At 48.1% G+C, this 26410-nt stretch carries 23 protein-coding genes and 4 pseudogenes; 12 read left to right on the forward strand and 15 right to left on the reverse strand.

The features are described from left to right. From CS022_RS18630 to mgtE, 11 genes and pseudogenes are all read left to right on the forward strand, one after another. The gene (locus CS022_RS18630; protein WP_129123526.1) at positions 1-969 is read left to right on the forward strand and encodes a KpsF/GutQ family sugar-phosphate isomerase; all 969 of its coding nucleotides are present in this window, start codon (positions 1-3) and stop codon (positions 967-969) included. Beyond that, a pseudogene (kdsC, locus tag CS022_RS18635) lies at positions 970-1538 on the forward strand (3-deoxy-manno-octulosonate-8-phosphatase KdsC). Beyond that, positions 1535-2110 (forward strand): LPS export ABC transporter periplasmic protein LptC, encoded by a 576-nt coding sequence (gene lptC, locus CS022_RS18640; protein WP_129123527.1) that lies wholly within the window; start codon positions 1535-1537, stop codon positions 2108-2110. The pseudogene kdsC and the gene lptC overlap by 4 nt, the downstream one beginning before the upstream one ends. After that, the gene (lptA, locus tag CS022_RS18645; protein ID WP_129123528.1) at positions 2082-2588 is read left to right on the forward strand and encodes a lipopolysaccharide transport periplasmic protein LptA; all 507 of its coding nucleotides are present in this window, start codon (positions 2082-2084) and stop codon (positions 2586-2588) included. The genes lptC and lptA overlap by 29 nt, the downstream gene beginning before the upstream one ends. Positions 2589-2594: 6 nt before the next feature. Next, positions 2595-3320 carry an LPS export ABC transporter ATP-binding protein gene (gene lptB, locus CS022_RS18650; RefSeq protein ID WP_129123529.1) on the forward strand — a complete coding sequence of 242 codons (726 nt, stop codon included), beginning with the start codon at positions 2595-2597 and terminating at the stop codon, positions 3318-3320. 72 nt (positions 3321-3392) lie between these two features. Then, positions 3393-4853 carry an RNA polymerase factor sigma-54 gene (locus CS022_RS18655; RefSeq protein ID WP_129123530.1) on the forward strand — a complete coding sequence of 487 codons (1461 nt, stop codon included), beginning with the start codon at positions 3393-3395 and terminating at the stop codon, positions 4851-4853. Positions 4854-4883: 30 nt separating this feature from the next. Then, a complete protein-coding gene (gene hpf / locus CS022_RS18660) occupies positions 4884-5171 on the forward strand; it encodes a ribosome hibernation promoting factor (protein ID WP_068900836.1) in 288 nt (95 codons plus the stop codon). A gap of 5 nt (positions 5172-5176) precedes the next feature. After that, entirely contained in the window at positions 5177-5620 is a 444-nt protein-coding gene (gene ptsN, locus CS022_RS18665; RefSeq protein WP_129123531.1) for a PTS IIA-like nitrogen regulatory protein PtsN, read from the forward strand. 22 nt (positions 5621-5642) lie between these two features. Beyond that, positions 5643-6493 (forward strand): annotated as a pseudogene (gene rapZ, locus CS022_RS18670) (RNase adapter RapZ). Continuing rightward, the gene (locus CS022_RS18675; protein WP_129123532.1) at positions 6490-6765 is read left to right on the forward strand and encodes an HPr family phosphocarrier protein; all 276 of its coding nucleotides are present in this window, start codon (positions 6490-6492) and stop codon (positions 6763-6765) included. Before rapZ ends, CS022_RS18675 begins: the two are co-directional and overlap by 4 nt. A 112-nt stretch (positions 6766-6877) precedes the next feature. Beyond that, a complete protein-coding gene (mgtE, locus tag CS022_RS18680; RefSeq protein WP_129123533.1) occupies positions 6878-8245 on the forward strand; it encodes a magnesium transporter in 1368 nt (455 codons plus the stop codon). Positions 8246-8344: 99 nt separating this feature from the next. Here the strand turns inward: mgtE and pmbA are convergent, their stop codons facing one another. Next, a complete protein-coding gene (gene pmbA, locus CS022_RS18685; RefSeq protein WP_129123534.1) occupies positions 8345-9685 on the reverse strand; it encodes a metalloprotease PmbA in 1341 nt (446 codons plus the stop codon). Between the two features lie 132 nt (positions 9686-9817). On the opposite strand from pmbA, the gene yjgA reads away from it, so the two are divergent. Next, positions 9818-10348, forward strand: a complete 531-nt coding sequence (gene yjgA, locus CS022_RS18690) for a ribosome biogenesis factor YjgA (protein ID WP_129123535.1) — start codon at positions 9818-9820, stop codon at positions 10346-10348. Positions 10349-10427: 79 nt separating this feature from the next. On the opposite strand, the pseudogene tldD reads toward yjgA, so the two are convergent. The 14 genes and pseudogenes from tldD to CS022_RS18760 form a co-directional block, all read right to left on the reverse strand. Further along, positions 10428-11872, reverse strand: a pseudogene (gene tldD / locus CS022_RS18695) (metalloprotease TldD). An 84-nt stretch (positions 11873-11956) separates the two neighbouring features. Then, positions 11957-12775, reverse strand: a complete 819-nt coding sequence (locus CS022_RS18700; protein ID WP_129123536.1) for a carbon-nitrogen hydrolase family protein — start codon at positions 12773-12775, stop codon at positions 11957-11959. A 2-nt stretch (positions 12776-12777) separates the two neighbouring features. Next, positions 12778-14712 carry a YhdP family phospholipid transporter gene (locus CS022_RS27415; RefSeq protein WP_161569674.1) on the reverse strand — a complete coding sequence of 645 codons (1935 nt, stop codon included), beginning with the start codon at positions 14710-14712 and terminating at the stop codon, positions 12778-12780. Between the two features lie 14 nt (positions 14713-14726). After that, on the reverse strand, positions 14727-15602 hold the full coding sequence (locus CS022_RS27420) for a YhdP family protein (protein WP_129123538.1): 876 nt from the start codon (positions 15600-15602) through the stop codon (positions 14727-14729). Next, positions 15571-16626 carry a YhdP family protein gene (locus CS022_RS18715; RefSeq protein ID WP_129123539.1) on the reverse strand — a complete coding sequence of 352 codons (1056 nt, stop codon included), beginning with the start codon at positions 16624-16626 and terminating at the stop codon, positions 15571-15573. The genes CS022_RS27420 and CS022_RS18715 overlap by 32 nt, the downstream gene beginning before the upstream one ends. A 19-nt stretch (positions 16627-16645) precedes the next feature. After that, a pseudogene (gene rng, locus CS022_RS18720) lies at positions 16646-18113 on the reverse strand (ribonuclease G). After that, positions 18113-18697 carry a Maf family protein gene (locus CS022_RS18725; RefSeq protein WP_129123540.1) on the reverse strand — a complete coding sequence of 195 codons (585 nt, stop codon included), beginning with the start codon at positions 18695-18697 and terminating at the stop codon, positions 18113-18115. Before CS022_RS18725 ends, rng begins: the two are co-directional and overlap by 1 nt. Before the next feature lie 13 nt (positions 18698-18710). Next, positions 18711-19199: a rod shape-determining protein MreD gene (gene mreD, locus CS022_RS18730; RefSeq protein ID WP_129123541.1), complete on the reverse strand. Its 489-nt coding sequence runs from the start codon at positions 19197-19199 to the stop codon at positions 18711-18713. Positions 19200-19219: 20 nt separating this feature from the next. Beyond that, positions 19220-20131 carry a rod shape-determining protein MreC gene (gene mreC / locus CS022_RS18735; protein WP_129123542.1) on the reverse strand — a complete coding sequence of 304 codons (912 nt, stop codon included), beginning with the start codon at positions 20129-20131 and terminating at the stop codon, positions 19220-19222. 37 nt (positions 20132-20168) lie between these two features. Further along, positions 20169-21212: a rod shape-determining protein gene (locus CS022_RS18740; RefSeq protein WP_068900864.1), complete on the reverse strand. Its 1044-nt coding sequence runs from the start codon at positions 21210-21212 to the stop codon at positions 20169-20171. A 121-nt stretch (positions 21213-21333) separates the two neighbouring features. Continuing rightward, positions 21334-24660, reverse strand: coding sequence for a DUF6701 domain-containing protein (locus CS022_RS18745; RefSeq protein ID WP_129123543.1), 3327 nt, complete (start codon positions 24658-24660; stop codon positions 21334-21336). Continuing rightward, positions 24660-25118 (reverse strand): MSHA biogenesis protein MshP, encoded by a 459-nt coding sequence (locus CS022_RS18750; RefSeq protein ID WP_235869671.1) that lies wholly within the window; start codon positions 25116-25118, stop codon positions 24660-24662. The genes CS022_RS18745 and CS022_RS18750 overlap by 1 nt, the downstream gene beginning before the upstream one ends. Further along, complete coding sequence (locus CS022_RS18755) at positions 25102-25827, reverse strand: PilW family protein (protein WP_161569675.1); 726 nt, start codon at positions 25825-25827, stop codon at positions 25102-25104. The genes CS022_RS18750 and CS022_RS18755 overlap by 17 nt, the downstream gene beginning before the upstream one ends. Further along, a complete protein-coding gene (locus tag CS022_RS18760; protein ID WP_129123545.1) occupies positions 25793-26410 on the reverse strand; it encodes a type IV pilus modification PilV family protein in 618 nt (205 codons plus the stop codon). The genes CS022_RS18755 and CS022_RS18760 overlap by 35 nt, the downstream gene beginning before the upstream one ends.

Here is a 26410-nt window from a genome sequence, read left to right on the forward strand (position 1 = left end):
ATGGCAGGTTTTGACTTTATCGGTGCAGGGAAACGCGTCGTAACCACAGAGCTAGAAGCAGTTAGGCTACTGGAGCAATACGTGGATGACTCCTTTGCCCTCGCCTGCCAGTTGATCCTTGACTGCCAAGGCAAAGTCGTGGTTATGGGCATGGGCAAGTCGGGGCACATTGGTAACAAAATAGCGGCAACACTGGCAAGTACTGGGACGCCTGCTTTTTTTGTGCACCCCGGAGAAGCCAGTCATGGCGATCTCGGAATGATAGAACCCGGCGATGTCGTACTGGCAATATCAAATTCCGGTGAAGCATCTGAAATCCTCACGCTGCTACCAGTGGTGAAACGAAGAGGCATCCAACTGGTTTCGATAACCGGAAACCCCTCCTCAACCATGGCGCAGCTGGCCAAAGCGCACCTTTGCATTAAAGTGGGCAAAGAGGCTTGTCCGATTGGACTGGCGCCAACATCAAGTACCACAGCCACATTAGTGATGGGTGATGCCATCGCAGTTGCCTTGATGCAGGCCAGAGGCTTTACCGCAGATGATTTCGCGCTCTCTCATCCCGGAGGAGCACTAGGCAGAAAGCTCTTGCTGCATATCTCTGATGTCATGCACAGTGGTGATGATTTACCTATGGTAAAGCAACAAGCCACCGTTACCGAAGCGCTCGTGGAGATGACCCAAAAGTGCCTCGGTATGACGGCCATTGTTGATAATCAGCAAAACCTCATGGGTATTTTCACCGATGGTGATTTAAGACGTTTAATTGAGCGCAAAGTTGACTTACATACAACAGCCATCGGTGATGTAATGGGCAGTTCTCCGACAACTGTCAGTGCTGAGATGCTCGCCGCTGAAGGGCTAAAACTGATGGAAGATAAAAAAATTAATGGCTTACTGGTCATTGATGGCAAAAAGCTTATAGGTGCGCTAAACCTCTACGGCCTCGTCAAAGCGGGTGTGGTGTAAATGAACACAGAAGAAAACGTCGAAATAAATACACTTTACGGGCCAGTTCCCGAGAAAATCTACAACAAAGCAAAAGAGATAAAGCTTCTTGTCTGCGATGTCGACGGCGTTTTCTCCGATGGCAGAATCTACATGGGCAACGCGGGCGAAGAACTCAAAACCTTCCATACCCGTGATGGTTACGGCATTAAGACCCTCATGAGTGCAGGTATTGAAGTAGCTATTATCACCGGCCGTCAGTCAGAAATTGTCGCACGGAGAATGAATGCGCTCGGAATCCAGCATGTTTATCAGGGGCAAGACGATAAAGACAAAGCTTATCAGGTATTGTTGTCGTCACTTTCTGTTCCGGCTGAGCAAACAGCTTATGTCGGCGATGACCTGATTGACTGGGAAGTCATGAAACAGGTCGGCTTATCAATCTGTGTCAAAGACGGACATCCTTTATTAGCGCAAAAAGCGGATTGGATCACCCGAATCGCCGGCGGCATGGTGCCGTCAGAGAAGTCTGTGACTTAATGTTAGAAGCACGTGGTGAAATGGGCCTTCACAAAGGATTGAGTATATGACGCTGCAGCGTTTCGCCACGCTGGTTCTGCTGGTGATTTGCAGCGGGTTAGGTTACTACCTTTACAACACACACATTGCGTATCAGCCACAGCAAGTCGAGCCGAATGCCGAAAAACCACTCTTTGCTGGAGAAAAAGTTAAATCAACCAGTTATGATGCGAGTGGGATACGCAGCTACTCAATCCAGTCTTCATCACTTGAGTATTACAGCAAACTGGGCGAAACCCATTTTAATGAGCCGGTTCTTTGGACTTACAAAGACGGAGCAGATGAAGAATGGAGAATCAGCGCAAACTTTGCGGTATTGAAAGACAAAACGCTGCTCGAGATGACGGGGCGGGTCAGGATCTTCAATCTTTTGCCAGATGCAAAAATCAAAGTGGTGTCGACCGAATCACTGACGCTTGATTTGGCAAAACAAGACTTCTGGACCCAAGATGCGATAGAAATTATTGGTAATGGCTTCCAAACAGAGGCAGCCAGTGCCAAAGGCAACTTTGGATCTTACAGCATAGATCTGATAGGTAATGTAAAGAGCAGATATGAACCGACTACATTCAGTAATCGTTAGTTTACTCCTTGTTTTGGGCAGCCAAACCGCTCAGGCAAAAAGTACCGACATGCAGCAACCCATTCTCATTGATGCTGAAAGCCAGTTTCTCGACTTGAAAACAGGTCTCGCAGTATTCACTGATAAGGTATACATCAATCAAGGCACCATCCGACTTTTCGCCAATAAAGTAGATGCCAAGCGCATCCAACAGGTAAAAGAAGGTGAAGGTCAACAATATGAATTTATTGATGCTATCGGCACACCTGTGACCTTTGAATTGATATTGGACGATGGACAAAAAGTAAACGGTAAAGCACTAAAGCTCCATTATGATGTCGCAAACGGTTTATTGAAACTCAATGATGATGCCGTTGTTGAGCATCAAGGTGGAAGCCGCGTCGAGAGTAATACCATCACCTATAACATCACCAAAGAACAGGTGTTTGCAGGCCGTTCAACCACCACACTGCCGCCTCAGTCCAGCCCGAAGAAGTAAGACCGAATGGCCATTTTATCAGCGAAAAACTTAGCGAAAACCTACAGCGGCAGAAAGGTTGTCACCAACGTCAGCCTCGAAGTGAAATCCGGACAGATTGTCGGCTTACTGGGCCCTAACGGTGCGGGAAAAACAACGTCCTTTTACATGATCGTGGGGTTGGTTGCACGTGACGAGGGCGTGATAGCCATTGATGGTGAAGACATCAGTATCCAGCCAATGCATAATCGCTCTAGGATGGGTATCGGATACTTACCTCAGGAAGCCTCTATTTTTAGAAAGCTCAGTGTCTATGACAATCTGATGGCCGTACTACAAACTCGCAACGACCTGACAAAAGAGCAAAGGCAAGACAAAGCCGAAGATTTGCTCGAAGAGTTTAATATACAGCACATACGTAGCAGCATGGGTATGGCACTATCGGGGGGTGAGCGTCGACGAGTCGAAATTGCTCGCGCGTTAGCAGCCAACCCCAAGTTCATTTTATTGGATGAACCGTTTGCTGGCGTCGATCCCATTTCAGTGATAGACATAAAAAAAATCATTGAACATTTGCGCGACAGAGGTTTGGGTGTACTCATCACAGACCATAACGTTCGCGAGACACTCAGTGTCTGCGAGCATGCATACATCGTCAGCCAAGGCCATTTGATTGCAGATGGCACACCTGAAGAAGTGCTCAGTGACGAGCACGTCAAGCGCGTCTATCTTGGTGACCAGTTCAGACTATAGTTATAAGAGACTGGCAGAGGCTGTCTCCGACCCGCTATGGCGATGAGATTGTAAAAAGGTGCCACTATTACTATGAAACCCACGCTTCAACTCAAGCTTGGTCAACAACTTGCTATGACGCCGCAATTGCAGCAGGCTATTCGTCTCCTGCAGTTGTCGACACTAGATTTGCAGCAAGAGATTCAGGAAGCACTCGATTCTAATCCGTTGTTGGAACAAGATGAGAACAATGATGTGTCCGATGAAAGCATCGATGACACGTCGGCTGACAATGAAAAAACAGCCACCACTGACAGTGATAGCCTTGACAGCTCAGACGCAATGGGCAAAGACGAAATGCCCGAAGATCTGCCTGTCGACACTACCTGGGATGATGTCTACACCGCCAGTTCCGGTAACACGGGCGTTTCTGTCAGCGACGATGCCCCTGTTTACCAAGGTGAAACCACCGAATCTCTACAAAATTACCTCGAATGGCAACTTCAACTCACTCCCTTCTCTGAAACCGACCTTGCCATTGCCACCGCCATCATTGATGCAGTCGACGACAAAGGCTACCTCACGGTTTCAGCCGAGGATATCCTTGAGAGCATGGGGAGTGAAGACGTCGAGTTGGACGAAGTGGAGGCCGTACTTAAACGGGTTCAACAGTTCGATCCTCTCGGTGTCGCTTCACGCTCACTTCAAGAATGCCTGCTTATCCAGCTTGCCGCCTTCACAGAAGACACGCCATGGCTTGGTGAAGCCAAACACGTACTGGCCGAACACATGAACTTGTTGGCCAACCGTGATTATCGGCAGATCATGAAAGAAACCCGCATGAAAGAGCCTGAGCTGAAAGAGGTGATGAACCTCATCCACAGCTTGGAGCCTCGACCGGGTAATCTGATCGTGACCAATGAAGCGGAATATGTCATTCCCGATGTGTTGGTGTTCAAAGACCGCGGTAAATGGGTTGTTCAGATAAACCCTGACAGCGCCCCGAGGTTAAAAGTCAACGAGCAGTACGCCGCACTATCGAAAAACGGCTGTAGCCCGGCTGACAGCCAGTTTATTCGTAGTCACCTTCAGGATGCAAAGTGGCTCATCAAGAGTTTAGAAAGCCGAAATGACACCCTGTTGAAAGTTGCTCGCTGTATCGTTGAGCATCAGCAGGACTTCTTCGAATACGGCGAGGAAGCCATGAAGCCAATGGTGCTGAATGACATTGCCCTTGCCGTAGATATGCATGAATCAACCATCTCCCGGGTCACAACGCAGAAGTTTATGCACACACCCCGGGGCATCTTTGAGCTTAAATTTTTCTTCTCCAGTCACGTCAGTACCGACAACGGTGGTGAATGTAGTTCGACGGCTATACGTGCGCTGGTCAAGAAACTTGTTGCTGCCGAAAATCCGGCAAAGCCATTGAGCGACAGCAAGATAGCGACATTGTTGGCGGAACAAGGCATACAGGTAGCGCGACGAACGATTGCAAAGTATCGCGAGTCGCTAGGTATTGCTCCGTCAAATCAGCGAAAGCGCCTGATTTAACGTCGGGCTATCAACAGAAGGAAGATGTTTATGCAAATCAATCTCACCGGTCACCATGTTGATATCACTCCATCAATGCGAGACTATGTGACGACAAAGTTTGATAAGTTAGAGCGTTTCTTTGATCGCATCAACAATGTTCACGTTGTGTTGAACGTCGAAAAAATCCAACAAATAGCAGAAGCGACGCTACATGTTAATAATGGTGAAATTCATGCCCGAGCGAATTCTGAAGACATGTACGCTGCCATCGACGCCTTAACCGACAAATTGGTTAAACAACTCAACAAACACAAAAATAAATTAAACAGCCACTGAGAAGCATGGATATTAAAGATGTACTGACATTGGACTGCACGAAAAGTGCAGTCCTTTGTTCTAGTAAGAAACGGATACTCGAACTCATCAGCCAACTTGCTGCTAAGGAATTAAACGAAGAGCCAAAAGAGCTGTTCGAATGTCTTCTGAATCGCGAGAAAATGGGCACTACGGGCATAGGTAATGGTATCGCCATTCCCCATGGTCGTATTTTTAATAGCAAACGTGCCGTTGGCGTTTTTGTACAATGTGCCGAGCCCATTAAGTTTGATGCGATTGATAACCAGCCGGTTGACCTTCTTTTCGCACTCTTCGTTCCTGACGACTTGTGCAAAGTCCATCTGGCCACCTTGTCACTGATTGCTAAAAAATTCAGTGATAAAACATTAACCCGTCAACTCCGCTGTGCAAAATCCGATCAGGAACTGTTCAGTATCATGACTCAGTGACCCGATAAGAAGGATTTATTTCATGGAGTTGAAAATTGTCAGTGGGTGCTCAGGTGCTGGAAAATCCGTTGCACTGAGAGTACTGGAAGACCAGGGTTACTATTGTGTCGACAACCTCCCCGTCACATTGCTGCCTGAATTCATCAAGGTACAACCTAAAACCATTAGCCAAGTTGCGGTAAGTATTGATATCCGCAATATGCCGGAAGATCCCTCAGAAATTACCAAGGTACTGTCAGCCTTACCATCCTCGATTGATGTTGATCTGTTTTTCCTTGATGCGGAAGAAAAAGAGCTAATAAAACGCTACAGTGAAACGCGGCGTCTGCACCCCTTGTCGAGAGAGAACCTAACGCTAGAGCAATCTATTGTTCGGGAAAAACAGCTTTTACTACCGTTGAAAGAGCGGGCTGATAGGGTCATCGACAGCACCGGGCACTCCATACATGATCTTAGTGAAGCTATTCGCAGCTTAGTTCTCGGTAGGAATTCCAAAGATCTGGTGATGGTATTTGAATCCTTTGGCTTTAAACACGGGATCCGACCGATGCAGACTTTGTCTACGATGTTCGCTTCCTTCCCAACCCTCATTGGGAGCCCGCACTTCGTCCTCTGACTGGCCTTGATGAAAACGTCAAACTGTATCTGGCCGCAGAGTCTGACGTCAGTATGCTGATCGCCCAAATCAAAAGCTTTTTAGAATTTTGGTTACCCGCGTTAGAGAACAATAACCGCAGTTATCTTACCGTTGCCATAGGCTGTACGGGTGGGCAACACCGCTCTGTCTATGTCGCCCAACATCTCGCAGATTATTTCGGGAGTACCGGACAACAAGTGCAAATTAGACACCGGACGCTGGAAGGAAAAGTATGACCGAACTGAGCAAACACGTCCTAATCAAGAACCGATTAGGGCTTCACGCCCGGGCTGCAATGAAATTAGTTGAACTTTCTCAAAGTTTTGATGCCACAATACACCTAACCAAAGGTGATAAATGCGCGACAGCTGATAGCGTGATGGGGCTGTTGATGTTGGAGTCCAGCCAGGGTGAACAAATCGAAGTCTCCGCCGATGGACCCCAGGCAAAAGAGGCCTTTGATGCCGTGACTTTTCTGATTGAATCTGGCTTCGACGAAGAAAACTAACCAACCTCATTTTAATCCCACTGATAAGCCATTTGCTGAAAGACAGCACCCTGCCATTGCGTTAGAATTCAGACCATTGCACATTAGTTTCAGCCGTTAAGCGGGTTATCACATGGCAGAACATTACGAAAACGATCGCCCAAATAAGACACATCAAATCCTGCAAGACGTCAATAAGGCGTTAGAAAACGGCATGTTTGTTCATGTTCGACGAATACTCGAAGACATGGAACCCGAAGACATTGCTTATCTTCTTGAGGCCTCACCGCCCAAAGGGCGTCAAGTCCTTTGGCAGCTGACTGATCCTGAAATTCAGGGGGAAATTCTCGAAGAACTCTCCGAGGATGTCAAAGACGGCATTGTGATCAAAATGGATCCCGAGCAAGTCGCTGCCGCGGCTGAAGGTATGGAAAGTGATGATATTGCTTACCTGTTCCGAAGCCTGCCACGTGGCGTATCAAGAGACGTGCTCGCCCAGATGGATTCGCAAGACAGGGCAAGGGTTCAAGAGGCACTCGCCTACCCTGAAGGAACCGCTGGCGGGATCATGAGCACCGATGTGGTAACCATTCGCTCAGACGTCACTGTCGACGTCGTACTGCGCTATTTACGTATTCGCGGCGAACTACCTGAAGCAACAGACTCACTGTATGTTGTCGATCAAAACAGCACTTTGATCGGCCATTTATCCATTACTTCACTGGTGACTTCTCAGCCGGACACAGAGATCCTCGACATCATGGATGACCCGGATGAAGCCATCCCGGTTACCATGGACGGTAGCGAGGTCGCAAGCCTATTTGAACGTCGTGACTGGTTATCATCGCCGGTTGTTGACGAAGAAAATAAGCTCGTTGGCCGTATCACCATTGATGATGTTGTCGACATCATCCGTGAGGATGCAGAGCACTCGATGATGAGTATGGCGGGGATGGATGACGACGAAGATACCTTCGCCCCCATCCTTAAATCTGCCCGCCGCCGAAGCATCTGGCTTGGCGTGAATGTGTTGGCAGCCTTAGCTGCAGCCTCGGTGTCGAACCTGTTTGAGGGCACACTGGATAAAATGGCGGCGATTGCTGTGTTGATGACAATTGTACCGTCAATGGGTGGTGTTGCTGGTAACCAGACCGTCGCGCTGGTAATTAGAGGGCTCGCTGTCGGCCATATTGGGGAGTCCAACACCCGCTGGCTATTGACGAAAGAGGCCGCAGTCGGTTTGCTCAATGGTATTGTGTGGGCGGCAATTATCGGCGGTGTTGTCGTGTGGTGGAAAGGCAGTATATTGCTCGGAGCAATCATTGCTGGAGCCATGCTGACCAACCTGATTGTTGCTGGTATCGCTGGGGTGGTTATTCCAATTATGCTCAAGAAGATGAAAATCGACCCAGCCCTTGCTGGAGGCATGGCATTAACCACAGTGACGGACATGATTGGCTTGTCTGTGTTCCTTGGATTAGCAACCGTTTTTCTCGTCTAACACCTTTTCCAAAGAAACCCGCTCAATAATAGACAATAAAAAAGGCCTGTTAACGATACAGGCCTTTTTCCATTCATCGATTGGTGAATAGAAAAGCGCTTATTCGCCACCCACCTTCATCGACTCAATCAACACTGACCCGGTTTGGATCTGGCTACGAAACTCGGTATCTGCACCTATAGCCACAATGTTTTTGTACATCTCTACCAAGTTACCTGCAATCGTGATTTCACTGACCGGGTATTGGATTTCACCGTTTTCAACCCAGAAACCTGACGCACCGCGCGAATAGTCGCCAGTGACGACATTGGCCCCTTGCCCCATGAGTTCGGTCACCAACAACCCAGTTCCTAGCTCTTTCAGTATCTGCTCAAAAGACTGACCCGTGTTGGAGACAAACCAATTATGTATACCACCAGCATGACCTGTTGGCTGCATCTTCAGTTTTCTTGCAGCATAGCTAGTTGCCAGATAGGTTTCCAGAGTCCCCGCTTTGATAATATCTAAATCACGGGTAACGAGCCCTTCACTGTCAAAAGGCGCACTTGCCATACCTTTGATGATATGTGGTTTTTCGTTGATGGAAAGCCAGTCAGGGAAAATCTGCTCACCCAGCTTATCCAACAAAAACGATGACTTACGGTACAGGTTTGAACCGCTGATCCCCATTACAAGGTGTCCAAATAATCCCGTCGCGATGTCTGCAGAAAACATCACAGGCACCTGGCAGGTACTGACTTTACGTGGATTCAGGCGACCAAGCGTACGTTTTGCCGCTTCAATACCAACACGTTCCGGCGTCCACATCTCTCGGTGATCACGCGCAACCGTATAGCTGTAGTCACGCTCCATCGCACCATTGTCTTCAGCAATGGCCACGCAGCTGATGCTGTGTCGACTGGTAGCATAACTCCCCATCATGCCATGGCTATTGGCGTAAACGCGCACGCCGTAATGGCTGTCATAACTCGCACCGTCACTAAACTTAATGCGATCATCCTGCTCAAGCGCGGCACGCTCGGCGGCAATCGCGATGCTGGCGGCATGATCCGGTTCCGGTTCGTCAGGGTGGAACAGATCTAAGTCAGGGTATTCCCACGCCATCAACTCTTTTGGCGCAGGCCCTGCAAACGGGTCTTCTGAGGTGTAACTGGCAATATCAAGCGCGGCTTCAACCGTCTGCGCAATCGCCTCTTCCGTCAAATCCGACGTCGAGGCACTGCCTTTTCGCTGTCCGCGATACACAGTAATCCCTAACGCACCGTCACTGTTGAACTCAACATTTTCGACTTCACACATTCGCGTCGACACACTGAGGCCTGTTGTTTTAGTAATGGCAACTTCGGCGGCATCCGCCTTCTTTCCCGCCAGTTCAAGTGCACGGCTGACAGCCGCTTCCAACTCAGAGCGCTGCTGAGAAACCTGTTGTTTCGCGTCCATATAAGTCACTGTTGTTTTGATGTTCTTGTAAGGATAACACTCCCATAACTGACAATGTTCAAAAAACGCCACCAAGCGGCGGCATTCTTGGTAAAATAACTGCAATTTGAGACAACAAACCCGGGATACAGTATGGGCCGTAAGAACAAACGCGAACCTTGGGAAGAAGAAGAGGAAATCATCTGGGTCAGTAAAACCGAGATGAAGCGTGACATGGAAGAGTTACAAAAGCTGGGCGAGGAGCTGGTTAAGCTAAAGCCGGGCGTGCTGGATAAATTTCCACTTGATGATAGCCTTCGCGATGCTATCGACGATGCACAACGCTTTAAAAATGAAGCAAGACGCCGTCAGTTGCAATTCATCGGGAAACTTATGCGCAACCGTGATCCGGAACCTATTCAAGCAGCACTCGATAAGCTGAACAACAAACACTCTCAGCAAACGGCTGAACTTCAGAAGCTGGAGCAATTGCGTGATCGTGTGGTTGAACAAGGTGACAGTGCAATCAATGATGTCATTGCTTTATATCCTGACGCTGAACGCCAATATCTTCGCCAGTTGGCTCGTCAGGCGAGTAAAGAAAAAGCACAGAACAAGCCGCCCAAAGCGTACCGCGAGATTTTTCAGTATCTGAAAGAGCTCAAGGGTGATGATCTCGGTTAAAACCGCGATATGCCGTTCGATACAAAAAAGCCAGCATCGCTGGCTTTTTTTCTTCACATCTAAGAGATAAGTGAGGCTATTATTCGGTACCACCAATTGTCATGGCATCGAGCTTAAGCGTCGGCTGCCCCACCCTACGGGTACGCTTTGCCCAGACTTACCACAAACACCCACGCCTCTGTCTAGGGATAAGTCGTTACCGACCATAGAGACCTGTTGCATCGCTTCTATACCACTGCCAATCAACGTCGCCCCTTTCACTGGCGTCGTCACTTTACCATTTTCAATCAAATAGGCTTCGCTGGTTGAGAACACAAATTTGCCGGATGTAATGTCAACTTGACCGCCCCCCAGACTCGGTGAGTAAAGACCATACTCAACACTGCTGATAATATCTTCTGGCACACTGTCTCCTGCCAGCATATAGGTATTGGTCATGCGAGGCATTGGCAAGTGCGCATAAGACTCACGACGACCATTGCCTGTTGGCTTCACGCCCATCAGATGCGCATTGTGCTTGTCCTGCATGTAACCTTTGAGAATGCCGTTTTCAATCAGGGTATTGTATTGCCCCGGCACACCTTCATCATCAATATTCAGCGACCCTCTTCGGTCGCTCAGCGTACCGTCATCCACAATGGTACAAAGCGGCGACGTGACCAACTCACCAATTTGTCCGGTGAAAACAGACGACTCTTTACGGTTGAAATCCCCCTCGAGGCCGTGTCCAACCGCTTCATGCAGCAGAACGCCGGGCCAGCCATTACCCAAGACCACAGGCATGGTACCCGCAGGCGCGCCTTGTGCTGCAAGATTTACCAAAGCCAGTCTTACTGCCTCATCAGCGTAATTAAGGGCAACCGATTTACCGTTTTCTTCTGACACAAAGTGGGCATAACCAAAGCGCCCGCCACCGCCAGAGGCACCACGCTCGCGTCGTCCCTCTTTTTCCACCAGCACACTGATGGACAAACGTACCAAAGGCCTGATGTCGGCGGCGTACGTGCCGTCTGTCGCCGCAATAAGCACTTGCTCATACACGCCACTGATACTGACCGACACTTCCTGCACTAATGGCTCTTTGGCACGTATATAAGTGTCAATTTCTTTCAACAGCGAAATCTTGTCCTGTTTGGACATACTCTTCAGAGGATCAGTGCTTTGGTAGATAGCGGGATATTGATGGCTGGCAAAAGCAGACACCTTACCTGAACCACCTTTTGCCGCAATGCCTCGTGCTGCCGTCGCACTTTGCATTAATGCATCAGCGTTGATCTGATCAGAATAGGCAAAGCCCGTTTTCTCACCCGTGATGGCACGAACTCCGACCCCACGATCGATATTAAACGAGCCATCTTTAATGATGCTATCTTCAAGAATTAACGACTCATGCCAGCAAGACTGAAAATACACATCGCCATAATCGATGTCCCTCGCTGTTAGGTGGGCCAGCGTTTGCTCTATTTGTCCCTTGCTGACACCAGACAGGTGCAACATGGTTTGTTCTACGTGTTCGAGACTCATTAAACCTTGCTCTTCGCAATAATATGAAGGTCACCTGAGGTGTTGAGGTCAGGTGACAAAAAACGCTCTATCTTTGAGACTGCGCTATTTCATAACGCATTGCAACTTGGCGTGTTGGAGCACGGGCATTTTGTTGCGTATTGCTGCATTTGCCGACAAATCAATGTCAGCGCTTGCGACACCCGTTTGATCGTCCAAACCCGCTACTATCTGTCCCCATGGGTCAACAATCATTGAATGACCCCAGGTTTCGCGTCCGGCGTTGTGTTCGCCCGTTTGCGCAGCAGCCAGCAACCAGCATTGGGTCTCAATGGCTCTGGCACGAAGCAATACTTCCCAGTGGGCCTGCCCTGTCGTCTTCGTGAAAGCGGCAGGCACAAGAATAATGTCTGCACCTTGCTCGCGAAGAGCTGAATATAACTGAGGAAAACGAATGTCATAACAGATGGACAGGCCAAGCGTACCGAACGGGGTATCGACAAGTGCCATCCCTGAACCCGCTCTGAAAGTATCAGATTCCCGATAGCTACGATGCTTATCCGCAATATCGACATCAAACATGTGCATCTTTTCGTAAGAGCCACGCAGGTTGCCAGTCTCATCGTAGACCAAACAGGTACTGGCAAGCGTCCCATCATGATTGCGGATAGGGAACGAGCCTATGACCAGCCAAATGCAAAGTTCAAACGCCAGTTGAGAGAACTGCTTTTGCTTGGGACCATGTCCCAGCTCCTCGGCATATTTGTCATAGTCTTCTTTTTGGCCGAAGACCAAACAGTTTTCCGGCGTCAGCACCAGCTTGGCGCCCTGCGCACTGAGCGTACGAAGTTGTCCTTCGAGCCAATCGAGGTTATCGTCGGCATCAACACCCGAGTTCATTTGCACAATGCCAAATCTTGTCATTTTTATTCGCTCCCTTGCTGGCTTCTTAAACGCTCCAGCGCCTTTTTCGGTAACGTCATCTCCGCCTGACTTCTCGATACCTCTTTGACTACTGGCGCGTCAATTGTCCCTGATACTTGATAGCGGACCTGTGTAAATACATCAACAACTGGCGACAAAACGGTCGTCGCCGCAGCAACGATAAGTGCAGTCTGAGGCGCAACAGCAAATGCACTTAAGACCGGAATACTGGAGGTGATATCGGGGATAAATTTCACGTCGGCATCAATCCTGTTTTCCGGGAGGTTGGCTATCCCTTTAATAAACATATCACCTGCCAAGGCTTTCATCTGGATATTATCTGTTACAACAACACCATCTGTGATCACTCCACGCCCTGATATCTCATCAAACGCCAGTCCATCTTCAAATACACCACGAAAATCAAGCTGCATCTTGCGCACAATGGAATCGAGACTGAACAATCCCAGCAGCTTTCCAGCCCCACCAACACCACTGATATAGCCCTCTCTCATTACCGCGCTGATGTCGCCATCCATGGTATGGGTATCCGGCGCCCAAGGTGTGCCGTCGAAGGTAATATCGCCTATGGTGGTATAACTGGCTTTTTGAATACCACCTGTCACACCAAACCGTCCCATGATGTCAGCGGTATCTGCACCACTGGCATTAAAAGCGAGTCTGCTATGGTTTTTGCCAGAGTTATTAATTTCCCACCAACCCGATGCGTCAATCATGTTGTCGCCACTGTCGATGGAGAACGTGGTGAGATTCAACCTGTTATTGCTTTTAGAAACCTTACTCTTCAAACGACCGACGCGGTACCCCTGCAGCCAAAGTTGCTCAATAACCAGTGAAGTATTTGGAAAATGTTTCATTATCAGCTTATCAACCGCACTGGCTTTAGTCTCGACTCTTCGTTTTTCTTCATTGGTCGAACTATTCGCTTCGTGGTTAACAAATAAGTGATCGACTGAAATGTCTAAAGCACCCTCGTTGTGCCACAGCGCATTGCCATCAAGCTCTTTACTGCCGAACAGTACATTCCAACCTTGTTTATTATTTCTCGCAGCCACATTGACGTTATTGAGCGAAAAGCCGAGGATATCCAGCTTGTCTGCACGGAGATTAATGCCTGTTGGAGAGGGAATATCGGTACTGGATGGTTTTTGGAATGCTGCTGTTTTCGTCAAGGCTTCAATAACATATTTCCAGCTATCGATGTCCAGTGAGGGATAGTTAATATCAATCAGATGGCTACCAATTTTCGATACTGGCATCGAAGAGTTACCCACCTCAAAGAAACTACTGACAACCTTTGGCCGCTTGCCAGACAAAGACACTACCCCGCGATAGCGGGTGTCTGGCAACTCGGCAATGGCAGTAAACTGTTTACCTGTGCCTTCGACAATAATTTTGGCACTTTTGCCAGCGAGAGACGTTTGGTCAAGCGGCGCGGGTAACCCGCTTTTTATATTGCTGAGCGGCGCTTTTAATTCGGCAAGGAACTGTGTCGTTTGAGGAAAAATTCCTAACACCAGATTCATCGTCCAAATGGTGTTGCCTTTTAGATAATCAAATCCTTTGAGCCCAGCTTCTGAGAGTAGTTTTTCAGCCAGCCAATTTCCGCCGGAGCGAATATCCAGCTCATAATGTTTTCCCTGCTGCTCGCCATCGATACGCAGCTCAATCTTTTGTCCAAGCAACATACCGGAAAGGCCGTTCGTACTTACTCGGTCGTTTTCAAACAAGACCTGACCGCTGACTTTATCAATCTCTACGGTCGGTCCACTGAGTTTGATACTGTTATTTGCCAGCTTCACCGCCCCCACGGCTTTTACTTGTTCACCATCAAGAGGAATTGTCAGTGATAAACCTGCTTTAACGGGACCGGATAGCCCAAGATAGGTCAAAGCATTGCCAACAGATGAAGCCAAGGGAGTCTTCATCATCAAAGAGGTGGCATCACGCTTTTGCCATCGGCTTTGATATCAAGATATAGGGGAGATTCACCATCCAACACCAATCGCCCGCTTACTTTATCGGAGGATATTCTGGCAAAGTTTGCCTTGTTGGCATCAATGAAAAGTGACTCGTTGTCAAAGAGTAAGTCAGCATCAATGTCAGATACTGCTGGCCATGTATCGAGAAACTGGAACGTCCCTTCATGTAAAGGCACGCCAGCCTGAAAAACGCCCTGATGCTCTTTATAAGGAAACTGATTGAGGGCACCATTCCACACCAATTTTGCTTTGTGTATGTGCCCAGCCTGTAAGGCCTTTGACAAATACTCCGTGAGGTTTGAGCCAAGTGCACGCTTGGGTAAATAACGCCATGTCTGGCTGACGTCTTCAAGCTCTGCTTCGCTGTAAAACGACAGCCACGGGCTGCCTTCCTTAGGAAGTTCGAGCAGGAATTGCCCCTCAACATTCATGACTGGAGACGCAACTGAGACCCTATCACTCCAAACTTGAACAATGTCGTTGCTTTGCTGCCAACGTAGCGCAACATCACCACTTTCTATTCTCAGAGGTGCTTGAAAGAAATCACCGTACAGCAACTTTTGGTCTTTCATGGACAATAAGGCCACCCCTTTTGTACCCGAGCCTGCAAGTCGTAATCCGAGACCCTGCGTTTTCGGTAGATAAGACCAATGGTTAAAACTGACATTGTTCAGCATTGCTGAATAAGTAATGTCTTCTCCAGGCTGATATTGGAGGCGCAAATCAGTGAGCTTTCCGGACGGCGAGAGTGCATCGATCGCTTCTTGAACATCAACGGACAACGGAAGCAACTTACTGACTGGCAGTAATGAAGCAACATTCAACCTGCGAGATTAACCAGCCATTGATTGCCTGACAGTCGACCGCTAGCAGTAAATTCTGGCCATGGCTGGCCATCTGAGCTAATTCGTAAGGTATCAGTATCAAAGCGCCAACCGTCCGGTTCTGGCAAGATACTGACCGCGCCGCCAGCAATTCTGACACTATGGTCATTTTTTTCGCCGTCTTGCCAAGAGAGCACGCTTTTATCCAACTCAGGTGCACATCGTTCAGACGGCCGTTTTCAACATTGAGCCAGAGACGGCCACCCGCCTTGGCATTGTTTACCGAAACGCTCTCAGGCAGGTGGTCTTTGATAAAGGGCAAAACCGAAATGTCTTTTGCACCAAAAAAGAGTTGTCCGTAAAGCGTGTCGATGTCGCCTTTTTCCGAGAAGCTGGCATTGACGGCAAGTTGGTTAAGCTCAGTTCCCCTAAAGCTGACGATCCCTTGTGCCCGATGGTCGTGACCATCGTTACTCCAAAGTAAAGAATTAATATCCAGCGTATACGCTTGCCCCTGAGGGCCATTGAACGTCACATCGGCATTTCGTAGGCCAAATTTAGCGATATTGACCAAAAATAGCCGCTCGAGACGGTGAAGGACCTTTTCATTTATCTTGGTATCTGATGAGTCTGGTGTCGTTACATTATCAGGCGACTGGAACTTGGTGAAATCAATACTAAGGCCATCTGCACTGAGGTAATTAAAAACGGGGTCCCGCTCTTTGAGTGAGGCCCAGATATCAAACTGAAGGTCGAGTTTTTCAAGAGAGAGTAACGGCTGGTGTTGGTCAGTTTTTAGTGTCAGCTGATGTAATGAGAGAGAGGGTGCAAGATAGCGCCAATGCCCGGTCGCAGAGGCAAAATCCACCTGAAAGTCACTGCGTTCAGCGGCCCAGTTTTGTATCTGCCCTTTAAAAGCATCCAAATTTGGTAAGAAGACACGTAAAGAAACGGTGGCCATGGCCACCAGTAACAATAGAGTCAGCGTAAATGCGAGGAGAAATCGCAGGCAAAGTCTTATCATGTTGCAGCCATACCCGCGGTTACATCATCACCACGTCAAACTGCTCTTGAGAGTATAAAGGCTCTGCCTGAACTTTGACTTGCTTACCAATAAAAATCTCCAGCTCCGCCAGAGCATGATACTCCTCGCCCTTAAGGCGTCCGCAACCGTCGGCGATGCATAAACAACAAAGTTATCCGCATCGTAGGCGCGGTTTACCCGGGTAATTTCACGCAGGATCTCATAGCACACAGTCTCAACCGTTTTCACCGTGCCACGTCCCATACATGTTGGGCAGGAGCCACAAAGGATATGTTCGATACTCTCGCGGGTTCGCTTTCGAGTCATCTCAACAAGACCCAGTTGGGTAAAGCCATTAATATTGGTTTTCACCCTGTCTTTTGACAATGCCTGCTCCAAAGACTGTATGACCCGCTCACGGTGCTCTTCTGAAATCATATCGATAAAATCGATAATGATGATACCACCGAGGTTACGCAGTCTAAGTTGGCGGGCAATCGCACGGGTGGCTTCAACATTGGTATTGAATATGGTCTCTTCGAGATTACGGCGACCAACAAACGCACCTGTATTGATGTCTATCGTGGTCATCGCCTCGGTCTGATCGATAATCAGATAACCACCGGATTTGAGCTCAACCTTGCGATCCAGAGAACGTTGAATTTCGTTTTCTGTGTCGTACATATCGAAGATGGGCTGGTCACCGTTGTAATAATCCAGTTTATCGGTAAGTTCAGGCACGAACTCTTCGGTAAACTCTTTGACCACATCAAAACACTGCTTGGAGTCCACCTTGATAAGGTCAAGCTCAGTACCGACAAAATCACGCAAGATACGCTGCGCAAGGTCGAGTTCACCGTAAAGCATGCTGCGGGTAGCATTCTTGCCACGGCGCTCAAGCACCTTCTTCCAGAGACGCTTTAAAAAAGCCGCGTCCTGCGCCAGTTCTTTATCGGTCGCCCCTTCAGCAGCGGTACGGATGATGTATCCACCCAGCTCGTCACAATAGGGGGACACCAGTTTTTTCAGACGGTTTCTTTCTTCTTCACTTTCAATGCGCTGAGAAACACCGACATGAGATGCCCCTGGCATAAAGACCAGGTAGCGCGAGGGAAGTGTAATGTCCGTGGTCAGTCTCGCCCCTTTGGTACCAATTGGTCTTTAACCACCTGAACGACAATGTCCTGCCCTTGCCTGACAAGTTCAGAAATATCACGAACATTGAACTGCTGCTTCTCATTCTCGGCGACACATTCGGTATGAGGCACGATATCTGAGGCATGAAGAAAGGCCGCTTTCTCAAGGCCAATATCGACGAATGCTGCCTGCATACCAGGTAAGATCCGGCTGATTTTACCTTTGTAGATATTACCCACAATGCCGCGCTTGGCTTCCCGCTCAACGTGCACTTCTCTCAGGTTTCCCCCTTCAATCAGGGCAACCCGGGTTTCAGCAGGTGTCACATTGATTAATAGCTCGGCACTCATTAACTTTCCCCAGTTAATACTTTGAATTGGTTAAGTAGTTCTTCGGTTTCATATAAAGGCAGGCCAACAACTGCGTGGTAGCTCCCTTCCATACGGGTGACAAAACGGCCACCTATCCCTTGTATAGCGTAGCTACCCGCTTTATCGGCAGGCTCCCCGGTCTGCCAATAATCATCAATATCTTGATCGCTCAGGGATTTAAACCAGACATCGGTTATGACAAGTGTTGTGAGTGTATGGTTCCTATCAGCGACAGAAACAGCCGTCATCACCTGATGTTTTTTCCCTGAAAGGCGTCTTAGCATCTGCCGAGAGTGCGCTAAGTCAGCGGGTTTCTCAAGCACATCACCGTCACAAACCACAATGGTGTCAGAACCAATAACAGGCAAGGCATGAGACGCAACACCAACACCCGCTTTAGCTTTGTCACGCGACAAGCGTTGCACGTAATCTTGCGCAGATTCCGACGAATCCTGTTGCTCCTCAACATTAACAGACAACACGGAAAACGACAGGCCAATTTGCTCGAGAAGTGCCTTACGACGGGGTGAGGCTGAAGCAAGATAATAGGATTGAGATGACATTCAGCCTCCGAAGTTACTTGATAGCAAGTTTACGCCTGACTCGACGCAACAATAAAAATAGCCAAGGCCACAGTAAGAAGTTAAGCAAGCCAGCCCACATGACGTTCGGATCAAATGTCACGTTAGACAGCAGGTACTCTGCGAGGAATTCAAGGATTTTAGCTGCCAGAGTGGCAATAGTCAGCAATGCTGCCTGCATCCAGAGAGACATGTTACGTAGCATCTGGAAATTCCATGCCACGAAGTAAATCACCAAGGACATCATCAGCCCTCTGACCCCGAGTGTCGAGCCGACAATCAAATCCCACAGTAAGCCAAGGATCAGCGCGGTTCCCACATTCACTCGATTTGGCAAGGCCATGACCCAGTAAAAAGTCACCAGCAAGACCCATGATGGACGGAAATGCTCTAGCTCTCCCGGCCACGGTGTGGTTTGCAGAATCAATGCGATGATAAAAGACAGCCAAATAAGACCATGGCTTCGCATCACTGGGTTTGCCATCAATTAACCTCTGGGTACAGTCAGTTTTTCTTAGATGATGAAGTCGGCGGTGTATCTATTTTCACCGTATCACGTTCACTCTCAGGCGGCGGTGCTCGGTGTTTGTCAGCTTTCATTGTCGGCCAGACCAAAACCACATAACGCAGTCGGTCGAACTGAACCGCCGGACGTGCATCAACCTGTGCAAAAGGACGCTTATTGTCGAACGAAAACGATGTGACTGTTGCAACCGGATACCCTTCAGGAAAGACTTCGCCCAGCCCTGAGCTGACCAGCTCGTCACCCGCTTCAATATCAGCGCTACTGGTAATGTTCTCTAGCTGGATATTGTCTCTGTCACCCCGCCCTGAAGCAATCACACGAATATCGTTGCGCCTCACCTGAACAGGAATGGCATGGCTTGGGTCTGTGATCAGCAATACACGGCTGTTGTGCGCCCCGACGTAAGCCACCTGACCGACAATACCGTGTTCGTTGATCACCGGCTGGCCTTCATAAACACCATTGGTGCGGCCCTTATCTATCATGACCTGATGCTTGTATGGGTCAGAGTCTACCGCCATCACTTCCGCGACTAAGCGTCGTTCATCTCGGACAAACGAAGAGCCCAGCAACTCACGCAATTGCTGATTCTGTCGTTCAACCTCATCAAGTAACAACTGACGACTGCGAAGAATCAATACTTCTTCTTTCAACTTGTCGTTTTCGATCAGAAGTTGTTGATTCGAGGTGACCTGATGAGACAAATTATCGAGGATATCGCGGGGCAGATTCGAGGCGTACTGGAGCGGCGCAACCACCGTATTGAGCAAATAACGTACTTTTGCGAAGGCGTCAAAACGACTATCAGTCAGCATAAGGCTGACTGATATGATAACCGCAAAAAACAGGCGTAAAGGCAAAGATGGCCCACGGCCAAACATTGGTTTCATTGTGTAATAGCGACCTGCTTGTTAGCAATCAGGAGAATTAATCGTCGCTGAACAGATCGCCGCCGTGCATGTCGATCATTTCTAGCGCTTTACCACCGCCTCGAGCCACACATGTCAGCGGCTCTTCAGCAACAACTACCGGAATCCCGGTTTCTTCGGTCAGCAGACGGTCAAGGTCACGCAACAACGCACCACCACCCGTCAACACCATACCGCGCTCAGAAATATCAGAAGCCAGTTCTGGCGGACACTGCTCAAGCGCAACCATCACAGCAGAGACAATACCTGCCAGTGGCTCCTGCAGCGCTTCCAGAATTTCATTTGAGTTTAGCGTAAAGCTGCGTGGTACACCTTCCGCAAGGTTACGACCACGCACTTCAATTTCACGCACTTCATCACCCGGATACGCCGAGCCAATTTCATGCTTGATACGTTCAGCGGTGGCTTCACCAATCAGGCTGCCGTAGTTACGGCGAACATAGTTGATGATTGATTCATCAAAACGGTCACCGCCAATACGTACAGACGAAGAATAAACCACGCCATTCAAAGAGATAACGGCAACTTCTGTGGTACCACCACCGATATCGACAACCATCGAACCTGTCGCTTCAGAAACAGGCAGACCTGCACCAATTGCAGCGGCCATTGGCTCATCAATCAGGTATACCTCACGGGCACCCGCACCCAGTGCAGATTCACGAATTGCACGACGCTCAACCTGCGTTGAACCACAAGGTACTGCCACCAGCACACGAGGGCTAGGACGCATAAAGCTGTGGTCATGTACGGTTTTAATAAAGTGTTGCAGCATTTTTTCGGTCACGTAGAAGTCGGCGATAACGCCATCTTTCATTGGACGAATAGCTGAAATGGTGCCAGGAGTACGACCAAGCATTTGTTTGGCCTGATGACCGACGGCAGCAACGCTTTTGGTTGAACCTGAACGGTCTTGACGAATTGCCACAACAGATGGCTCATCAAGGACAATTCCCTGTCCTTTTACATAAATCAGTGTGTTGGCTGTTCCCAGATCGATAGACAGATCGTTGGAGAACATACCACGAAGTTTCTTAAACATAATCTTCGGTTAATCCTGCACGCATGAGAATTTTTTTATATTGCCGCTAAATGTACCAACGCAGCGCACAAGCGGCAAGGTGATGGTCTACAAACCTGAATAAGATCTGTCTTTTTTTTCATTACCTAGCCACATTGGCGTTTTTTTCACCCTGATAGATAATTCTGTCGTTACCCCGATAGGTGCCGAGAGTAATAATGGCTGACGGGTTACCGCTATTGTTGGAGCCGCCAAATGTAAGCCATGACCGAGCATTAATCACACCGTCTTTACACTGTTCAGTGTCCGATTTCAAACACTGCCAAAGACGAAACTGACGACGATAAAACTCACCATTTTCAGCTTCTGGTTTGACTACAAAGGCAGCAGCACCATTTTTCAACGTTTTTTCAGTACCCGTTCCATCAAAAACGATTGAGGATTTGTCAGGCGCTTTTCCATCTGAATAGATTTCTTGCTGTCTGCTGGCACCGATGCTTATCTTTGACGCATTATCATCTTGATTGACGACAAATTGAGCGCCATCGTAGTATTCTGCATAGACTGGGACACTGAGATCACTGCTCAGGTTCCCCGCGGTATCAGAAATACGCAATCGGCCATAGCGAATATCCGTTTCTCCCCACTTAGCACCAAGGTCCTCACTGTCTGTGTTTGTCACTCTATCACTGTTTTTTATCTGTGCAGTGGTTGTCGACGGTTTGACTCCCAGAGCCAATTGATTGAACGGGCCATCTGGCGAATTGTCACTACTGCGTTTAACTGACATGTTTGCATCGTCAAACTTCCACACGCTGATCCCGTCGGGAGAAGCTATCCATTTTTGTGGCGATGAGTAGCTGATTCTTTTCGTTAAATCGTCACCACCCTGTTCGCTGACAGCTGTTATATAAAAAGTTACCTGACCGGATGCTAGTTTGTGATAGTTCTTAACGGCTTGAGGGTTATTACCCCCTGTCATGGCTTTTATTTCGAATTGTCCTGTAAAGGGTTGGTTCATGTAACTAAATGCTTTCGAACCGTTTACTGACGGACTTGCCGTGTTAATTCTGCTGTTGAATATTTCAAAGTGGTCAGGCTCAAAGGGGCCGACAGGTATGTAAGAAGGAGTGATTTTTTGCCCCAGATATTGCCCCTCTGTGCGGATTCTTACGGTTCCAACTTCATCCCAAGATAACCCCTCAAAAGAATAGCCTGTCGCATTCCCATGCTGCACAAAACGTATAGGGTCTTGAGCTAGTGTCCAAGCACTACCGGCCGAGCCATCACTTGGCGACACTATACCTGCTCTCTTTAAGACAACCTTGTCGTCAGGTGAGAATAGCGTCGAGAAATAACCCGGTATTCTTTGACGATCACAATAATTTTTACCCGTTAGGTTTACGGGATTAGTGACATCATCTGCATCGCCGCTGTTCCAACCTACTGGCTTTAAGAATGCACTAAATGGCTCACCCGCTTTCGCAAAGAAAGGCCCGGAGAGATTATTAAGGTCTTCACCATTTTCTGTTTGTACATTACAGATAGCATAGGTATATGGCCGAACAGTCAAAGCTGCTGTCCCCTCCATTTTTTGATCGAGTCGCACACCAAAAAGTTCGGTTCTTCCCTCAGCTTTGGCTTGCAACTCCGCCTCAGAAAAAGGCGCATTCGTTACCGGGTTCCAACTACTATCAGTAAGAGTAAATTCAACCTCCCCTGCCCCATCGTACTGTACTTCCAATGCACTTTTGGCTACACCATCAACAAAATTTAGGTTGAGTGAATTATTAACGGCATTAGTGATCTTGACTTCAGGCCCCCGCAAAGATGGGCTAATGAACTTTGTTACACCGATATCGAGCTTTTTCTGCCCCTTATACGCTTTTACGACGCTGCAGCTGCCTGAAGTGGCAATCAAAGAGAGCTTTTGAGGTTTACCGGTGACGAGGCTTATAGCTGCAGGCTCAAACCGAAAGCCTTCTGGCCTGAAAAAATATGAGCCGTTGGCAGTTGAAGACAGAGAACCAACCTCTAATTTTGCTTCAACGTCGACCTGACCAATTCCATCAGATCGGACAAATACATGCCCAATGCCATTATTAAGGACCATCGTTTGAGTTTTCGAACAGGTATCACCTGATGGAAGTTTAAGACAACCATCCCCCGTCGCTGAAAGGGTAACTGGATTGTTGAAAGATGACTGAATCAGGCCAGCAGCATCTACAGCTCTTACTGAGATTTTCAAGTCACTGCAGCTTGCGGAAGTTGCCTTCTCTGGGTCTAACTCCAATTTTGGAAGGAATGTATATATGCCGGAGTCTTTCTTGATGATCTCCCCCCCATCCGTGGTGAGCTGGGTAGATATGCTTACATCGCCAGTCCCCAAACCCTTTAGCCAAAAAGTTGCTTCCCCGTTGATAAACTTAAGGCTCACAGGGTTGCGAGGGGTTGATATTTTCAAACATTCACCCGATTCGGAACCTGAAATACAGGCACGCTCATCTGAAGAAACATTGACGAGGAGAGTACCGTTTACATTGTGTCTCGGCAGACCTTTTGAAGAAATCGTTTTAACTACAACCTTTATACTTTTGCCAGTAAAATTCTTTCCCGAAGAGGGTTCAAATAAAAGGTCCGGTATCGTCAAACATTGGTTTTCACCGTAGATTTTAGCGTTAGTGTTCATGGACAAACTCCCTACACTAACTGCACCATTGATCGAAGTATTGCCATTCAGTTGTAGCGATTTCACTGCGTAAATTAACGCTGTAATTTCAGAATTAGAGTTTAGTTTCCCTTCATCACTGATAATAAAGATAAAGTCATCTGGGTCACCCTCGTTCTCAACTTTTGCTGCCGCATTGAATGTTGCATTCTTTACGTAAAGTTTCACCTTTCCTTTTATATTGATACTTGGCATACCACCACCCGCTGATGCTAGTGTAAGGTAGTTAATCCAATAGGTGCCATCATTCAACTCCAGAGTGCCCCCATTCAGAGTCACGCTTTCAAAGTTACATACCCCTGTCTTCGTCGGGTCGTATTTTTCGCTTCTACATGAATTTCCGGTCTTTCCTAGCACAAGGGTCTTGCCCGCACCAATAGTTTCCCATGCTTGAATATTGTTTGGCATTTTATCAAGTTTAAGTTCAAACGCTGGTAGCTTAGCGTCTGTCAAACATTGAAAATAAATGCCTTTTTCAGGTTCTGCACTACAAGAATTTTGGTGAGTATTTGGCGACTTTCCGAACCTAAGAGTAAAACTCTTTGGCTTGGTTTTATCTAGATTATGTGTTTGTATGATTCGGGAATCACCATATGCAGTTAATGAACCTGCTAACTTGGAGTGGGACTGAGCTACTCTGGGAAAAATATCGCATATATTGGTATCGTTGATCGCAGCTTCAACGGACAAAGACATCATCAGCAATAAGGTGAATGAAAAATAATGCTTGAGTATTTTCATCACTCCACCTCCCTCGCCCAAGTTTCCTGAGCGCGGGAAACTGCAAACTCTCCGCTCCCGCACTGGCCTATGCTCTCAACGGCATATATTGTTTTGCCACCTGAAGAACGCTTAACTTTACATTCAACAACCGCTGTACAGCCTTGCAAACCGACATCATTGAAGGTGATTTCTTTTTTGGCGCTGCAACTTGGTGAAGGCAGGCTATTTTTGTCCTGAACCAAGGGGAAAAGCTGGCTCATTGCCCATTGGGAGCCGGAGTTAGCTGCCAGCCATGCGCGGGTTCCCAGTACTTCTCGGGCGGTGGTGTTACTTTGGGAGGTCGTAATTTGCATCAGATACCCACCGAGGGCGGCCAACACCACGATTGAAAAAATGGCGATAATCAACATACTGCCCTGCTGCCGTTTAAGCGACCTACCAAGGCGCATTGATGAAGACTTAGGGGACGTTAACAACCGGGATCTCCTGTTCAAATACCGTGGTTTCACCATTCTGACTAAAGGTATACTGCACGTTTACCAGCCCATAACTGTTGAGTGAGATCTGCTGCAAAGTAAATACACTGGTGCTGACTAACACATTGTTAGCTAATGGCATATCATCGGATAGGCTCTCTTTTCTCACTAACTGACCCGATTCAAAACAAAATTGCACCTGATTACCCAGCACGTAAAAGCGTTTGGTGGAAGATCTCGAAAGGCCGCCGGGTGATGAATTGAGTGCCATTAGGTAATCATCTTTGGTTTCTTTGGTCACACTGCTTATCGTCGTTGCATAGTCAAAGTCATCGGGCTTTTGTGGCGAAAAGACAATCTTCTTACCTTTCAAGGCATTCACATCTATGGCGTAAGAGTCTGCAAATACCGCACTCAATAAAGAGGTTGGTAATAATTCATAAAAGCCCGATGCATAGATAGGGTAATAGCTGACACACTGCCCCGCCTTCTCTATAGTCACACTATTCGGTACCGCATTTCTCAGTTCACGCCCTACCCGTTCGATAGCAAAGCGGGCTTCGCCTTGCACGGCCTCACGGTCACGAGCAGTGATATAGCCACCCACGCCAGAACCGATAAACCCGGAAATCCCGACCGAAAGCACACCGAGAATCACCAAGGTGACCACCAGTTCAATCAGGGTGAAACCTTTTGGGTGACGATTCATCAGAAATTTCCCTTGTAGCAGTGAACGCCCACTTACCCGATTGTGGGTGAAAGACAGACAAGGTGATGCGCTTAGTCGAGACAGATTCCAGCTGACTGTTGGCGACATTAATACTGACGGTAAAACCCGGATAGTCAGTACCGACTAACGTATCAATGCCCCCTTTGACAGTTAGGCCATCACACTGGGCTGCATCTTCCCCCCAGCAGCCAATAAAGTCATCGACATCATTAAATTGCGCTGGTGTGGTTTCGCCAGCATCCGGGCCAAGTGTGGCAGAACATGCTGGAATCGGGTCTTTCAGCGAATAGCCGAATTTTTCTTTTACTGCCACGGCATTTTCACCGCAGCGCCAGCGGCTGCCATTTGGGTCACTGTTTTGATCATACTGACGGGCAAGAATACTGTTCATGACTGACTGACCAAGAGCCGCAGCGCGTGCTTCAAAGTAAGGGTTGGTCGATTTGCCACCGATAAAAGGCAGCAAGGCCGTGCTTATTAGAATGATCGCAACACTGAACACCACCATCCCGATAATGGTTTCGATAAGGGTGAAGCCACGAAAGTTATGAGTCAGTTTCAT

The sequence above is a fragment of the Veronia nyctiphanis genome (assembly GCF_004116385.1).
Lineage (GTDB): Bacteria > Pseudomonadota > Gammaproteobacteria > Enterobacterales > Vibrionaceae > Veronia > Veronia nyctiphanis.

Coding starts and splice junctions, on each gene's coding strand:
- CS022_RS18655 (WP_129123530.1), top strand. CDS start 3,393: ATGAAACCCACGCTTCAACTCAAGCTTGGTCAACAACTTGCTATGACG.
- CS022_RS18745 (WP_129123543.1), bottom strand. CDS start 24,660: ATGAAAATACTCAAGCATTATTTTTCATTCACCTTATTGCTGATGATG.
- mreD (WP_129123541.1), bottom strand. CDS start 19,199: ATGGCAAACCCAGTGATGCGAAGCCATGGTCTTATTTGGCTGTCTTTT.
- CS022_RS18675 (WP_129123532.1), top strand. CDS start 6,490: ATGACCGAACTGAGCAAACACGTCCTAATCAAGAACCGATTAGGGCTT.
- lptA (WP_129123528.1), top strand. CDS start 2,082: ATGAACCGACTACATTCAGTAATCGTTAGTTTACTCCTTGTTTTGGGC.
- mgtE (WP_129123533.1), top strand. CDS start 6,878: ATGGCAGAACATTACGAAAACGATCGCCCAAATAAGACACATCAAATC.
- CS022_RS18630 (WP_129123526.1), top strand. CDS start 1: ATGGCAGGTTTTGACTTTATCGGTGCAGGGAAACGCGTCGTAACCACA.
- lptC (WP_129123527.1), top strand. CDS start 1,535: ATGACGCTGCAGCGTTTCGCCACGCTGGTTCTGCTGGTGATTTGCAGC.
- ptsN (WP_129123531.1), top strand. CDS start 5,177: ATGGATATTAAAGATGTACTGACATTGGACTGCACGAAAAGTGCAGTC.
- CS022_RS18700 (WP_129123536.1), bottom strand. CDS start 12,775: ATGACAAGATTTGGCATTGTGCAAATGAACTCGGGTGTTGATGCCGAC.
- CS022_RS18760 (WP_129123545.1), bottom strand. CDS start 26,410: ATGAAACTGACTCATAACTTTCGTGGCTTCACCCTTATCGAAACCATT.
- pmbA (WP_129123534.1), bottom strand. CDS start 9,685: ATGGACGCGAAACAACAGGTTTCTCAGCAGCGCTCTGAGTTGGAAGCG.
- mreC (WP_129123542.1), bottom strand. CDS start 20,131: ATGAAACCAATGTTTGGCCGTGGGCCATCTTTGCCTTTACGCCTGTTT.
- lptB (WP_129123529.1), top strand. CDS start 2,595: ATGGCCATTTTATCAGCGAAAAACTTAGCGAAAACCTACAGCGGCAGA.
- CS022_RS18715 (WP_129123539.1), bottom strand. CDS start 16,626: ATGATAAGACTTTGCCTGCGATTTCTCCTCGCATTTACGCTGACTCTA.
- yjgA (WP_129123535.1), top strand. CDS start 9,818: ATGGGCCGTAAGAACAAACGCGAACCTTGGGAAGAAGAAGAGGAAATC.
- hpf (WP_068900836.1), top strand. CDS start 4,884: ATGCAAATCAATCTCACCGGTCACCATGTTGATATCACTCCATCAATG.
- CS022_RS18725 (WP_129123540.1), bottom strand. CDS start 18,697: ATGTCATCTCAATCCTATTATCTTGCTTCAGCCTCACCCCGTCGTAAG.
- CS022_RS18740 (WP_068900864.1), bottom strand. CDS start 21,212: ATGTTTAAGAAACTTCGTGGTATGTTCTCCAACGATCTGTCTATCGAT.
- CS022_RS18755 (WP_161569675.1), bottom strand. CDS start 25,827: ATGAATCGTCACCCAAAAGGTTTCACCCTGATTGAACTGGTGGTCACC.